Source organism: Bacillus sp. (in: firmicutes) (genome assembly GCA_017656295.1).
Lineage (GTDB): Bacteria > Bacillota > Bacilli > Bacillales > JACDOC01 > JACDOC01.
Genome location: JACDOC010000003.1, coordinates 208,944 through 222,302, shown reverse-complemented (window position 1 = coordinate 222,302; position 13,359 = coordinate 208,944). Strand labels below are relative to the sequence as shown.

At 38.4% G+C, this 13,359-nt stretch carries 14 protein-coding genes; 11 read left to right on the top strand and 3 right to left on the bottom strand.

Going from position 1 to position 13,359, the window contains the following annotated elements; genetic code table 11:
• The first annotated feature begins 160 nt into the window (after window positions 1-160).
• The 8 genes from H0Z31_05210 to H0Z31_05175 all read left to right on the top strand — a co-directional run bounded on the left by H0Z31_05210 (window position 161) and on the right by H0Z31_05175 (window position 7,933).
• Complete coding sequence (locus H0Z31_05210) at window positions 161-658, top strand: DUF188 domain-containing protein (GenBank protein ID MBO8176842.1); 498 nt, start codon at window positions 161-163, stop codon at window positions 656-658.
• The gene (locus H0Z31_05205) at window positions 630-2,423 is read left to right on the top strand and encodes a DNA primase (protein ID MBO8176841.1); all 1,794 of its coding nucleotides are present in this window, start codon (window positions 630-632) and stop codon (window positions 2,421-2,423) included. Before H0Z31_05210 ends, H0Z31_05205 begins: the two co-directional genes overlap by 29 nt.
• A gap of 31 nt (window positions 2,424-2,454) precedes the next feature.
• Entirely contained in the window at window positions 2,455-3,579 is a 1,125-nt protein-coding gene (gene rpoD, locus H0Z31_05200) for an RNA polymerase sigma factor RpoD (GenBank protein ID MBO8176840.1), read from the top strand.
• A gap of 132 nt (window positions 3,580-3,711) precedes the next feature.
• A complete protein-coding gene (locus H0Z31_05195; GenBank protein ID MBO8176839.1) occupies window positions 3,712-4,221 on the top strand; it encodes a hypothetical protein in 510 nt (169 codons plus the stop codon).
• A gap of 98 nt (window positions 4,222-4,319) precedes the next feature.
• Window positions 4,320-5,459 carry an acyl-CoA dehydrogenase gene (locus H0Z31_05190; protein MBO8176838.1) on the top strand — a complete coding sequence of 380 codons (1,140 nt, stop codon included), beginning with the start codon at window positions 4,320-4,322 and terminating at the stop codon, window positions 5,457-5,459.
• Between the two features lie 196 nt (window positions 5,460-5,655).
• Complete coding sequence (locus H0Z31_05185) at window positions 5,656-6,018, top strand: cytochrome c (protein ID MBO8176837.1); 363 nt, start codon at window positions 5,656-5,658, stop codon at window positions 6,016-6,018.
• 93 nt (window positions 6,019-6,111) lie between these two features.
• Window positions 6,112-6,837, top strand: a complete 726-nt coding sequence (locus tag H0Z31_05180; protein MBO8176836.1) for a tRNA (adenine-N(1))-methyltransferase — start codon at window positions 6,112-6,114, stop codon at window positions 6,835-6,837.
• Window positions 6,815-7,933, top strand: a complete 1,119-nt coding sequence (locus tag H0Z31_05175; protein ID MBO8176835.1) for a Nif3-like dinuclear metal center hexameric protein — start codon at window positions 6,815-6,817, stop codon at window positions 7,931-7,933. Before H0Z31_05180 ends, H0Z31_05175 begins: the two co-directional genes overlap by 23 nt.
• A gap of 11 nt (window positions 7,934-7,944) precedes the next feature.
• Here H0Z31_05175 and H0Z31_05170 read toward each other — a convergent pair whose 3' ends face one another.
• Together H0Z31_05170 and H0Z31_05165 are read right to left on the bottom strand one after the other, a co-directional pair.
• Entirely contained in the window at window positions 7,945-8,916 is a 972-nt protein-coding gene (locus tag H0Z31_05170) for a 4-hydroxy-3-methylbut-2-enyl diphosphate reductase (GenBank protein MBO8176834.1), read from the bottom strand.
• Between the two features lie 111 nt (window positions 8,917-9,027).
• Window positions 9,028-9,606, bottom strand: a complete 579-nt coding sequence (locus tag H0Z31_05165) for a hypothetical protein (GenBank protein ID MBO8176833.1) — start codon at window positions 9,604-9,606, stop codon at window positions 9,028-9,030.
• 207 nt (window positions 9,607-9,813) lie between these two features.
• Between H0Z31_05165 and H0Z31_05160 the strand changes: the two genes are divergently transcribed.
• Together H0Z31_05160 and H0Z31_05155 are read left to right on the top strand one after the other, a co-directional pair.
• A complete protein-coding gene (locus H0Z31_05160; GenBank protein ID MBO8176832.1) occupies window positions 9,814-11,127 on the top strand; it encodes a DEAD/DEAH box helicase in 1,314 nt (437 codons plus the stop codon).
• A gap of 70 nt (window positions 11,128-11,197) precedes the next feature.
• Complete coding sequence (locus H0Z31_05155) at window positions 11,198-12,091, top strand: deoxyribonuclease IV (protein ID MBO8176831.1); 894 nt, start codon at window positions 11,198-11,200, stop codon at window positions 12,089-12,091.
• Window positions 12,092-12,113: 22 nt separating this feature from the next.
• Here H0Z31_05155 and H0Z31_05150 read toward each other — a convergent pair whose 3' ends face one another.
• Window positions 12,114-12,371 carry a DUF2624 domain-containing protein gene (locus tag H0Z31_05150; GenBank protein MBO8176830.1) on the bottom strand — a complete coding sequence of 86 codons (258 nt, stop codon included), beginning with the start codon at window positions 12,369-12,371 and terminating at the stop codon, window positions 12,114-12,116.
• 80 nt (window positions 12,372-12,451) lie between these two features.
• On the opposite strand from H0Z31_05150, the gene H0Z31_05145 reads away from it, so the two are divergent.
• Window positions 12,452-13,330 (top strand): YitT family protein, encoded by an 879-nt coding sequence (locus H0Z31_05145; GenBank protein MBO8176829.1) that lies wholly within the window; start codon window positions 12,452-12,454, stop codon window positions 13,328-13,330.
• Window positions 13,331-13,359 lie beyond the last annotated feature (29 nt).

Here is a 13,359-nt window from a genome sequence, read left to right as displayed (position 1 = left end):
GACTGAAAAGAATAAACTATTTATTGTGATATTGTCAAGGTTCTTTAATGAAAAAAATTCGACAAAATTCTTGTCGGATTTTTCGATGAAAGTTCGCTAAAAAAGGCAGGATTATTTGGAGTGATGTAGAATAAATACAATCAGAAGCGAACTGCCTACTATTTATGTAGATGCTGATTCTTGTCCGGTCAAGAAGGAAATTGTCGATTTGGCGAAACCGTTCTTGTTTGAGGTTGTGCTTGTTTCTTCCTATTCACACGTAGTCAAGGAGCAATACAATGCAAAATGGGTACATGTTGACTGTGGGAAAGAAGCTGTTGATTTATATATCGCCAATCGTATAAAAAAAGGCGATATACTTGTTTCCCATGATATAGGACTTTTATCCCTCGTTCTTCCGAAAGGGGTACACGTCATTACTCCACGTGGAATCACATACGATAATGAAAATATCTCTACAGCACTTGAGTTTCGTTATCTTCACGGAAAAGAAAGACGAAGTGGAACGTTTCGGAAAGGTCCGAAAAAATTTTCGTATGAAGATTTACAAACATTTTGCCGACAATTTCTACAATTAATACAAAAGCTTTCGATTCATCACAATACCAATCATATTGGTGGTGCATTACGTGGCGAAAATACCAGAAGAGAAAATTAATGAAATTCGCCAGTCGGTGGACATTGTTGATATCATTAGCGACTATGTCCAATTGAAAAAACAAGGAAGAAATTATTTTGGGCTATGTCCCTTTCATGGTGAAAATACTCCGTCTTTTTCCGTGTCACCCGAGAAACAAATTTTCCATTGTTTCGGTTGTGGGGCTGGAGGAAATGTTTTTACTTTTTTAATGGACTATGAAGGGATTAGCTTTCAAGAAGCAGTTATTAAATTAGCCCAAAAAAGTAACATCCCTCTTAATATTGAACATGGTGTTGAACAAAAGAGCCAGAAAACCTCTAAAGAATATGAACAAATGATTGAAGCGCATGAGCTTCTACGTAAATTTTACCATCATTTGCTCATAAATACAAAGGAAGGTCAGGAAGCATTAGAATACTTAAAGCAACGTGGTTTTACGTTAGAGAGTATTGAAAAATTTCAGATTGGGTGGTCTTTACCAAACTGGGATTTTGTCGCCAAATTGTTGAAACGAAGAGGATATTCCTTACCGTTAATGGAAAAAGCCGGACTTCTTGTTCAAAGAAACAATGGGGAATTTATTGATCGGTTTCGCAACCGAATCATGTTTCCGATTTTTGATGAAAAAGGAAGGACCATCGCTTTTTCGGGGAGAGCGCTTGATGGTAATGAGCCAAAATATTTAAATAGCCCTGAAACTATCATCTTTCATAAAAGTAAAGTTTTGTATAATTTTCATCATGCACGATCTTCTATTCGCAAATTTCAACAGGTTGTTTTATTTGAAGGCTTTGCCGATGTCATATCAGCGGATCGTGCCGGAATTACAAACGGTGTAGCCGTAATGGGAACGTCATTAACGGAACATCATGCATTAGTCCTTCGACGGATGACAGATCAAGTTATCATTTGTTACGATTCGGACGATGCAGGTACGAATGCCGCTTTTAAAGCAGCTGAATTATTACAACAACATGGTTGCCAAGTAAAAATTGCACAAATGCCGATGGACCTAGACCCTGATGACTATGTTCAAAAATATGGCGCTGAAAAGTTCCGAAATGAAGTCATTGATGGGGCAATGACGTTCATGGCATTTAAATTTCTCTTTTATCGACGTGGCAAAAATCTTCAAAATGAAGGAGATCGCCTACAGTATATCGAAGAGTTATTAAAGGAGATATCAAAGCTTCCTAGAGCGGTTGAGCGTGATCTGTACTTACGTCAACTTGCTGAAGAGTTTTCGTTGTCATTAGAGGCATTAAAATCGCAACAACGGCAAATATTTTACGCACAAAAGAAAAAGAATCCTCAAGCATGGAAGCCAAAGACGAATTATATAGCTGTGGAACAAAAGCTGCTGCCAGCGTATCAAACGGCTGAACGGCGCTTAATTGCTCATATGCTCAAAAGCGAGGAAGTGGCTTATAAAGTAAAGGACTTACTTGCTGGCCAAATGTTCAACATAGATGAGCATCAAATTATATTCACCTATTTGCTGGCGTATTATGAAGAAGGATATGAACCGAACTCTAGTCAATTTCTTAACTATTTAAGAGATGAAAGACTTCGAGCAATTGTCGCAGAAATTGCCATGATTGATGTAGAGCAAGAAGATAATGACCAAGTACTTCAAGATTATGTGTACCAAGTGATAAAACAACAAAAAATGATGAAAATAAAAGAAAAAGAAGTGAAAAAATTAGAAGCGGAACGACAAAAGAATCACCTATTAGCTGCTCAAATTGCAATGGAAATAATCGAACTTCGAAAGTCACTATAATGAACGGTGTATGTTGGAAGGAGGGGGACATATGGCTGAGAAATCAGCTCGTTCCAAAGGTGTAGATACTGAGTTATCCATCGAGCAAGTAAAAGAACAATTAGTTGATTTAGGTAAAAAGCGCGGCGTTTTAACTTATGATGAAATCGCCGATCGTCTAGGACATTTTGACTTAGACTCTGATCAATTAGATGAATTTTATGAGTATTTAACTGACCAAGGTGTCGAGGTTTTAAACGACAGCGACGATGATGATCCGAACATTCAAGATTTAGAAAAAGATGAAGATGAATTTGATTTAAACGATTTGTCTGTCCCACCAGGGGTGAAAATTAACGATCCTGTGCGCATGTATTTAAAAGAAATCGGACGCGTTCCCTTGCTATCTGCTGAAGAAGAGATCGAGCTTGCAAAGCGCATAGAACAAGGTGATGAAGAAGCAAAACGCCGACTCGCTGAAGCGAACTTACGTCTCGTCGTTAGTATTGCAAAGCGATACGTGGGACGCGGAATGCTGTTCTTAGACTTAATTCAAGAAGGTAACATGGGCCTAATCAAAGCCGTAGAGAAATTCGATTACCGTAAAGGGTATAAATTTAGTACGTATGCTACGTGGTGGATTCGCCAAGCGATTACACGTGCTATTGCTGACCAAGCACGGACCATTCGTATTCCAGTTCATATGGTGGAGACGATTAACAAATTAATACGTGTTCAACGTCAGCTGTTACAAGATTTAGGGCGTGAACCTTCCCCAGAAGAAATTGCGGAAGAGATGGATTTAACTCCAGAAAAGGTTCGCGAAATATTAAAAATTGCTCAAGAGCCGGTTTCCTTAGAAACACCGATTGGTGAAGAAGACGATTCACACCTTGGTGATTTTATCGAGGATCAAGAAGCCACTTCACCATCCGAGCATGCAGCTTACGAGATGTTAAAAGAACAACTAGAAGATGTTTTAGATACATTAACTGATCGGGAAGAAAACGTTCTACGTCTCCGTTTTGGTCTTGATGATGGGCGCACACGGACGCTTGAAGAAGTTGGAAAAGTATTTGGCGTTACGCGAGAACGTATTCGTCAAATTGAAGCGAAAGCCTTACGAAAGCTTCGTCATCCAAGCCGTAGTAAACGTTTAAAAGACTTTTTAGAATAGGTGAACGAACGAGTTTACTTTCAGAATGCCTTTATTCTGAAAGTAAACTTTTTTCATTTTTTCTCCAAAATTTTCACAGAAAAAAGAGGATTTTTTACATTCTTCTCGAATTGAACAACAGGGTGTGAAAATATGAACGAAAAGAGAAAAGAGATTATCATTAAGGAAATAGAATTTTGGAAAAAGAACAGAATGCTACCAGAAACGTATTGTGATTATTTATTAGCCCTTTATCGTGAAGGAAGCGAACCTCCTAAGCAAAAGAAGAAAACGATTCCAAATATATTTCCATTCATACTTTTTGGTATTTCCCTATTTGTCATTTATTTTACTGAATTGTCTATCATTTTGCAAACAACGTTTTTGACATTTTTTGTCGTAATTTTGGGATCATTTGTTTTTTATTATTTTAGAAAAGGAATCAACTACCAATTTCATCTTATTACGTTGGCGTTGATCATCCTATTTACCTCCCTTAACGCTACCCAATTAATGAATGATTCTCATGGTGCTGTCCTTTATATAACTTTAACTGGAAATTGTGTTTTATGGTTAATTTTTGGTAAAATGTATAAATTGTTATATTTTACTATAGCCAGTATTTTAGGTGTAGGAATCATTCTATATTCTATTTTAATATAATATCTAAATATTTATAAAGTTTTAAATGTTGAGAAAATTTATCCATCCCTATTATAATAGTTAATGAAAGCGTATTCAACACGGTAAGGGGGATGGAGATGAATTTTGATTTAACAACAGAACAGCAGATGATTAAACGAACGATTCGGGAATTTGCCGAAGAAGAAGTGGCTCCTGGAGCACTAGAGCGTGATCGATCAAAAACGTTCCCAAAGGAAATTTTTCGAAAGTTGGCAGAACTCGGTATGATGGGGTTGCCGTTCCCAGAAGAATATGGAGGAGCAGGAGCGGACACGATTAGTTTTGCCATTGTGGTTGAAGAATTAAGTCGAGCTTGTGCATCAACAGGAATTACTTATTCTGCTCATATTTCGTTAGGCGGAGCCCCTATTCATTTATTTGGCACGAAGGAGCAAAAAGAAAAGTATCTCGTACCAATTTGTACGGGGGAATCATTAGGAGCCTTTGGACTAACTGAACCAAATGCCGGTTCAGATGCGGGGGGAACGCAAACAACGGCGGTCGAAGAAGGGGATTACGTTGTTATAAACGGCAATAAATGTTTCATCACAAATGGGAGCTATGCTAAGTTTGTTTCGTTAACAGCTGTTTCTGGTCAAAAAGATGGTAAAAAAGAAATTAGTGCATATATTGTACCTACCGATGCTGAAGGATTTACGGTAATAGATAACTATGAAAAAATGGGGTTACATGCATCTAATACAACGGAGCTCGTATTGGAAAATGTAAAAGTCCCGAAAGAAAACTTGCTAGGTAAAAAGGGGGAAGGATTTAAGCAATTTTTAATGACGTTAGATGGTGGACGTATTGGCATTGGAGCTATGGCGGTTGGTATTGCTCAGGCGGCTTTCGAGCGAGCGCTCAGTTACTCTACTGAGCGAAGTCAATTCGGTCGTTCCATTTCTCAATTCCAAGTGAACCAATTTAAACTTGCTGATATGGCGTTGAAAATCGAGCTTGCTCGTAACATGGTGTACAAAGCGGCTTGGCTAAAGGACCAAGGACGACCGTTTACGAAAGAAGCAGCGATGTGTAAGTTGTATGCCTCGGAAGTGTGTGCAGAAATCACGTCTCAAGCTGTTCAGATACATGGTGGATATGGGTATATGAAAGAATATCATGTTGAACGATTTATGCGTGATGCTAAATTATTAGAAATTGGGGAAGGGACATCCGAAGTTCAACGAATGGTGATCGCTCGTCAAATTGGATTGTAAATCGTATAAGTTCTATATGTTGAGGGAGACTACAAAAAAGTAGGCTCCTTTTTTGTTCTTTTGATTTTGTCTATTTTTCGACAACTATTTGAAACATCCTTATAAGGGCTTTTCCTTCTTGTCATTTTCAAGTAAAATAAGAGTTGTTTGTAATTATATTACGTACCGGATGTTGATACATAAGGGAGGTTAAATCATGAATCGTAATCCGATTATTCCATTTATTCTTATTATGGTATTCGGAATTGGTCTTATGTTCTTCCTTTCCATTAAAGGCCTTGGTGACATGGAAGAATTGGCTAAAGAACATGAAGGAGAAGAACAAACCGAAGCACCAGCTGAATTTGATCCAGCTAATCATTATTCCCAATCTTGTATCGGTTGTCACGGACAAAACTATGAAGGTAGCGTTGGACCAGCGTTAACTGGTATTGGAGACCGTCTTTCTAAAGAAGAAATTAAAGACGTTCTTGTAAACGGACGAGGTTCAATGCCTCCTGGATTGGTTTCTCCAGACAATGCCGATCAAATGGTTGAATGGCTCATGACTCTTGAGTAATTTTTATTTTCTTCGAGTTCTTTGCAGTTTTGCAAAGGACTTTTTTTATGTTTTAATAAGGACGAAAAGATATTATAAAATGTGGTGAATAACATGAACGCAGAAAAATTATCAAAACGACTGGAACGGGTGGCTACTTATGTTCCTAATGGAGCGACCGTAGCTGATATCGGTTCTGACCATGCGTATTTACCTTGTTATTTAGTTAAACAAGGAGTGGTCAAAAAAGCGATCGCTGGGGAAGTGGTTGAAGGACCGTTTCAATCAGCCGTTAACCAAGTAAAAGAACTAGGGTTAGAAAGTCACATCTCTGTTCGAAAAGGAGATGGTTTAGAGGTTGTCGCTCCAGGTGAAGTCGATTGCATCACGATTGCAGGAATGGGAGGCACACTCATTGCAAATATTCTTGAGCGTGGGAAAAACAAGTTATCATCCGTGAAACGACTTGTATTACAGCCGAATATTGGCGCTCCTACGTTAAGAAAATGGCTATACGATCATTGTTGGGAAATTATCGCGGAAGAAATCTTAGAAGAAGAAGGCAAAATTTATGAAATTATTGTTGCTGAAAAAGGAGATCCTTCACGACCATACAACGAATTAGAAAAAGAATTGTTATTGGGTCCTTTTTTAATTCACCAGCAAAATGGCGCTTTTCGCAAAAAATGGGAGATGGAATTAAAAGAATTTGAACGAATATTATCCCAATTAAGCAAAGCCACACCAAACGAACGGGTCAACAAAAAGCGCAGTGAGTTAGAGAAAAAGATTGCCTATGTGAAGGAGGTACTTAATGATGAAAACCCCGAACGGTCATGAAGTGATTCAATTGTTTGAGCAATTAGCTCCCAAGCATTTAGCCATGGAGGGAGACAAAATTGGACTCCAAGTCGGTACATTAAACAAACCGATACGTAAAGTGATGATTGCTTTAGATGTCTTAGAGGAAGTTGTCGATGAAGCGATTGAAGAAAAGGTAGATTTAATCATTGCTCACCACCCGCCTATATTCCGACCGTTATCTAAAATCGTCGTTGACCAGCCTGCCGGTCGAATCATAGAAAAATTAATTAAGTATGATATTACGGTTTATGCAGCTCACACCAATTTAGACGTTGCTATAGGCGGAGTAAACGATCTATTAGCCCAACAGTTGCAACTACAAAACGTTGAAGGGCTTGTTCCAACCTATGAAGAGCCTTTAAAAAAATTAGTTGTCTTTGTTCCGAAAGAAGACGCTAATAAAGTGCGACAAGCTCTTGGCGATGCAGGTGCTGGTGCGATTGGGAATTATAGCCATTGTTCGTTTTCAACAGGCGGAGAAGGTCGGTTTTTACCAGGTGAAGGTACGAAACCTCATATTGGAAAACAAGGGCAGTTAGAAACCGTTCAGGAAGAACGGATTGAAACCATCTATCCGGTTTCCCTAGAAAAAAAAGTGTTATCAGCAATGTTGAAAGCTCATCCTTACGAAGAAGTCGCGTATGATATTTATCCATTAGATATGAAAGGGGCTACGTATAGTCTAGGTCGAATCGGTGAGTTAAAAAAAGGAATGACACTTCGTGAGTTTGCGGAGTTTGTTAAGACTGTCTTTGACGTACCACAAGTACGGGTAGTTGGAAATTTAGAAGCAAATGTAAAAAAAGTAGCGGTAATTGGTGGAGATGGGAATAAATATTATTCCCATGCCGTATTTAAAGGTGCCGACGTGTATGTAACCGGAGATATGTATTACCATACCGCCCATGATGCGCTCATGGCTGGATTAAATATTGTAGATCCTGGTCACAATGTGGAAAAAGTAATGAAACAAGGTGTAGCTCAATGGTTAACAGAACAAACCTCTTCTAAAAAATGGGATTTAGATATTTTGCCATCTAAAATTAATACTGACCCTTTCCAATTTGTATAAAACCATCAGGCCTAGTTGCCTGATGGTTTATTTGTTTCAAGTTTAGGTTTTTTCACTTTAGGTAATATTTTGGAAAGCGGTACTTTCTTTTCTCGAACCCATGTTGACTCATCTTCTGGGTCGAATTGTTCTAAAAACGAAATAACTTCTTTTGTTATCGGGGTTGGAGTGCTCGCACCAGCTGTTACAGCTACTTTTTTAGCGTCTTTAATCCAATCAATCTCAATCTCAGTAACATCTGCTACCCGATACGCTTTCGTTCCAGCGATTTCTTCCGATACTTGTGCTAATCGATTTGAGTTGTTACTTTTAGGGTCACCTACAACAATCAACACATCGGCCTCTTTTGCTTGTTCGGCGACGGCTTCTTGACGGACTTGTGTAGCTAAACAAATTTCTTTATGCATTTCGGCATGAGGGTACTTTTTTCTAATCGCTTCCATAATATCGGCCACATCCCATTGACTCATCGTTGTTTGGTTTGTCACAAGTATTTTCTCACTTTCGATCGTTAAGTTTGCTACTTCTTCTACCGTTTCAACGAGATGAACAATATCAGGAGCCACACCAACCGCTCCTTCAGGTTCAGGATGGCCTTTTTTTCCGATATAAATGACTTCATAGCCCTCATCCCTTTTGGCAGCGATCAGTTCATGTGTTTTTGTCACGTCTGGACATGTCGCATCAATCGTCACGAGACCTTTTTCTTTCGCGAGTTTACGCACTTCTGGTGAAATTCCATGAGCTGTAAATATTACCGTACCTTTATCTACTTTTTCTAAAATTTCTTTACGGTTTTTTCCGTCAAGGGTAATAATCCCTTCTTCGGCAAAAGCATCGACGACATGTTTGTTATGGACAATCATTCCTAATATATAAATTGGACGTGGTAATGATTTATCTAAAGCGGCATTGCGAGCGATGACCATGGCATCGACAACCCCGTAACAGTACCCACGGGGAGATATTTTAATAACATCCATAAGAATCCTCCCTATATTTCTCCTATAATCTTTCCTCTCCATTATATAAAACCTTGTGCTATGTTACAAAAAAGAACAGAAAATAAAAACAAGAGGCAATCTTCCTCTTGTTTAAATATAAAGTTTAGGAAGGGATTTTCCTTTTTCTTCGGATCTTTTTTTTGGAGTGCTGTTCTTTTTTTGTTGGGATTTTTCTTTTACTTCTTGAGAGGGTGTAGATGTAATTTCTTCTTCTGTTAAGTCAAGATTGGTCTTTTTGTTCTCATCGTCTGAAGTCTCATTTGTATTACTTGATTCGGAAGCTGTTTCTTCAGTTGCATTTTTTAACCCGCGATATAATTTCCACATAGCCGGTAGGTTCCGAACCATAGGACCATATTGTTGAACCATAGGGCCGATTTGCTGAGCTGTTTTTAATATTTGCTGTGTATTGGACAAAAATCCGTTAATAGATTGTGGATTACTAGTTAGACGTTGTAAAAACGAGCCGGATTGACTAGCGCGTTCAAAGCCGGAAAATGCATTGGCAGCGGTTGAAGATGCATTCGTTCGTTGAAATAAACGGGAAAGTAACCCTCCTGGTCCACCTCTACTGCCACTCTGCGGGCGAAAAGGGGAAAACATAAAAGGTTGTCGTGTAGTTGGTAGGCGTGTCAATCTTCCTCTAGGCATTGGTGGTCTTGGTCTCATAAAGTTGGCCTCCTTCCCATCAAAGGCGTAATTTCGTTATTATCATATGCGAATGGTTTAGAAAACGTCTGTATGTTCGAGGCCCAAGCAATAAAGGAATAGTGCAAACGATAGTGGAGAAGACAGTAGAACTTTTTCTGTTTGTTTATTATAATAACAAGATGGACAAAAAGGGTAATGTTATACATTGATGAAGGAGTTGTAAAAATGGGTAAACATCTGTTTGAAACATATAAGTTTCATTCGTTTATTAATAAAGCGATAGAAGAACTTGGATTTTATGAACCGACTGAAATTCAGAAAAAGATGATTCCCCTAGCATTAAATGGGGAAAGTGCGATTGGTCAATCACAAACAGGAACGGGTAAAACGCACGCTTACTTATTACCAGTCATTCAATCGATTGACCCTAATTTAGCGGAAGTCCAAGCCGTGATCACCGCGCCAACTAGAGAATTAGCTTCCCAAATCTACCATGAAGCGTTAAAAATTTTAAAATTTCAACAAGATGAGCCATCTGTTACAGCCCGTTGCTTTATTGGAGGAACGGACAAACAGCGGGCGATTGAAAAATTAAAACAGCAACCACACATTGTCATTGGTACACCAGGACGAATTAATGACCTTGTGCGTGAACAAGCTTTGTTTGTTCATAAAGCTCACATGCTTGTTATTGATGAAGCTGACTTAATGTTAGATATGGGCTTTCTTTATGATGTCGACCAATTTGCAGGAAAAATGCCAAAAGACTTACAAATGCTTGTCTTTTCGGCAACGATTCCTGAAAAGCTAAAGCCATTTTTAAAAAAATATATGGAAAATCCACAATACGTCCATGTTCAACCGAAACAAATTTCCGCTGAAAAAATTGAGCACGTATTAGTCCCGCTTAAAAGTCGTACGAAGATTGATTTAGTGTATGACATGTTAAAAGCTTTCAATCCGTATTTAGCAATTGTGTTTACTAATACGAAAGTAAAAGCGGAAAAAGTGGCTGATGCATTAATTGAAAAAGGGTTAAAAGTAGGGAGAATTCATGGCGACTTAACACCACGTGAACGAAAAAAAATGATGAAACAAATTCGCGATTTAGAGTTTCAATACATTGTCGCTACTGATCTAGCAGCGCGTGGTATTGACATCGAAGGCGTTAGCCATGTTATTAACTACGAACTTCCGATGGATCTTGATTTTTACGTCCATCGTGTTGGGCGAACAGCACGCGCTGGGTTATCCGGAATCGCGGTTACCATTTATGAGCCTTCCGATGAAGATGCATTAGCTAAACTAGAAAAAATGGGGATCGAATTCGTTCATCGGGACTTAGTGAAAGATGAGTGGGTCGACTTACCAGACCGTAACAAGCGGAAAAAACGAACGAAACAAATGGACGAGATTGAACAAAAAGCACGTGCTCTTATTCGTAAGCCAAAAAAGGTTAAGCCAGGATATAAAAAGAAAATGAAAGAACAAATAGAGAAAATTAAAAAGCGGCAACGCCGTTTGCAAAAACGTAAATAGAACAAGGCACGAGAAGTGAAAGATGCACGATAATAGGTTACAATGGAGAGAGAGAAAAGGAGCTGACATTATGCTAAAAATCGGGTCACATGTTTCAATGAGTGGAAAAAAGATGCTCCTAGCGGCAAGTGAGGAAGCGGTTTCCTATGGAGCTAACACATTTATGATTTATACAGGGGCACCGCAAAATACCCGAAGAAAAAAAATTGAAGATTTAAATATCGAAGCCGGTTTACAACATATGAAAGAGCACGGGGTTGAAGAAATTGTCGTGCACGCACCATATATCATAAATATCGGTAACTCTAAGAATCCTGATACCTTTCAATTAGGTGTCGACTTTTTACGTCAGGAAATTGTTCGTACAGAAGCCATTGGGGCGAAACAAATTGTTCTTCACCCAGGTGCACACGTTGGGGCAGGTGCTGAAGAGGGAATCAAAAAAATCATTGAAGGATTAAATGAAGTAATTACAAAGGAACAAGATGTCCAAATTGCCCTTGAAACGATGGCTGGTAAAGGTTCTGAGTGCGGTCGTTCCTTTGAAGAGCTTGCTCAAATTATTGACGGGGTAACTCATAATGAGAAACTATCGGTTTGTTTTGATACATGTCATACGCACGATGCTGGCTATAATATAAAAGAAGATTTTGATGGTGTTCTAGAAGAATTCGACCGTATCATCGGTCTCGACCGATTAAAAGTATTGCACATTAACGATAGTAAAAATGAGCAAGGAAGCCGTAAAGACCGTCACGAAAACATCGGTTTCGGTAAAATCGGCTTTGAAGCGTTAAATTATATCGTTCATCATCCGCAATTAACACACGTCCCGAAAATATTAGAAACGCCTTACGTAGGGGAAGATAAAAAGAACAAAAAGCCTCCATACAAATTTGAAATTGCAATGCTTCGTAACCAATCTTTTGACGAACAATTATTAACAAAAATTATGGAAGGATAGAAAGCTGTGATTTCACAGCTTTCTATTGATTAATAAATTGAAGGAACAGCTCATTCACTTTCCGAGCGGTTTCAGGCCCGACAATTTTCGCTATCTCTCTAACAAGTTGTTCTCGCTGCTTTGGATCGAACACATTATAATTCTTTCCTCGTAAAAATGACACAACTTTCTTCGCTTGATCTTCATTCATAGGAATTTGATATTGTTTACTATATTTTAATAGTTCTTCCTTCGTAATATGGTTAATTTTATAATTTACCACGTTCTCGAACAATTTCATATCCATCACTCCTCAACTAATACATATGATGAGAGTAGAAAAATCGTGACAACATTTTTTGGGACAGAAAGGAGAAACGTATGATTAAAAAGATTCATAAAAAGGAGAGTGTTCCTCATCTTATTTATCGCTTAATATTAATTTTTTTAGGGGCAGCCTTTGCGGCTATGTCGATTGAATTGTTTCTCGTACCCAATGACATCATTGATGGAGGAATTATCGGTATATCTCTCATTTTGGATCATTTACTCGAAAAGGTCCCTTTTCTCAACTTTGGTACACTAGTCGTGTTGCTCAATATTCCTTTTATGTATTATGGATACAAACAAATTGGTAAAACATTTATGTATTCGTCTTTTTTTGGGACAGTTTCGTTAGCAGTGGTGGAACGATTACTTCATCATGTCGAACCATTTACGAACCAACCCATATTAGCGGCAGTTTTTGGAGGATTATTACTTGGAGTTGGTGTTGGTTTGGTCATTCGCCACGGTGGATCGTTAGATGGAACAGAAATTTTAGGTATTTTGTTGACGAAGCGCCTTCCATTTTCAGTTGGGGAATTTGTCATGTTTATTAACATTTTTATTTTTGCTTGGGCAGCGTTCGTTTTTGGGGCTGAACAAGCGATGTACTCTGTTATGACGTACTATATTACGTTTAAAGCAATCGATACGGTCATTCAGGGGCTAGACGAAACGAAAGCGGTCATCATTGTAAGCGATTATTATGAGGAAGTATCCGAAGCCATTTTGAGTCGTCTCGGAAGGGGCACGACAAAGTTAAAAGGAAAAGGTGGCTTCACGGATCATGAAAAAGACGTCATTTATGTTGTAGTAACCCGATTGGAAGTAACAAAGTTAAAAAACATTGTGTCTGATATTGACCCGAACGCCTTTTTAACCATAATGAATACACAAGAAACAAGAGGAGCTCGATTTAAATCCGCTATTCATTAAAAACAAATTGGTTTCAGCCAATTTGTTTT

Bases quoted from the DNA above. Each gene is read 5' to 3' on its own strand.
- rpoD (MBO8176840.1), top strand. From the start codon at position 2,455: ATGGCTGAGAAATCAGCTCGTTCCAAAGGTGTAGATACTGAGTTATCC.
- H0Z31_05195 (MBO8176839.1), top strand. From the start codon at position 3,712: ATGAACGAAAAGAGAAAAGAGATTATCATTAAGGAAATAGAATTTTGG.
- H0Z31_05190 (MBO8176838.1), top strand. From the start codon at position 4,320: ATGAATTTTGATTTAACAACAGAACAGCAGATGATTAAACGAACGATT.
- H0Z31_05185 (MBO8176837.1), top strand. From the start codon at position 5,656: ATGAATCGTAATCCGATTATTCCATTTATTCTTATTATGGTATTCGGA.
- H0Z31_05180 (MBO8176836.1), top strand. From the start codon at position 6,112: ATGAACGCAGAAAAATTATCAAAACGACTGGAACGGGTGGCTACTTAT.
- H0Z31_05175 (MBO8176835.1), top strand. From the start codon at position 6,815: ATGAAAACCCCGAACGGTCATGAAGTGATTCAATTGTTTGAGCAATTA.
- H0Z31_05170 (MBO8176834.1), bottom strand. From the start codon at position 8,916: ATGGATGTTATTAAAATATCTCCCCGTGGGTACTGTTACGGGGTTGTC.
- H0Z31_05165 (MBO8176833.1), bottom strand. From the start codon at position 9,606: ATGAGACCAAGACCACCAATGCCTAGAGGAAGATTGACACGCCTACCA.
- H0Z31_05160 (MBO8176832.1), top strand. From the start codon at position 9,814: ATGGGTAAACATCTGTTTGAAACATATAAGTTTCATTCGTTTATTAAT.
- H0Z31_05155 (MBO8176831.1), top strand. From the start codon at position 11,198: ATGCTAAAAATCGGGTCACATGTTTCAATGAGTGGAAAAAAGATGCTC.
- H0Z31_05150 (MBO8176830.1), bottom strand. From the start codon at position 12,371: ATGAAATTGTTCGAGAACGTGGTAAATTATAAAATTAACCATATTACG.
- H0Z31_05145 (MBO8176829.1), top strand. From the start codon at position 12,452: ATGATTAAAAAGATTCATAAAAAGGAGAGTGTTCCTCATCTTATTTAT.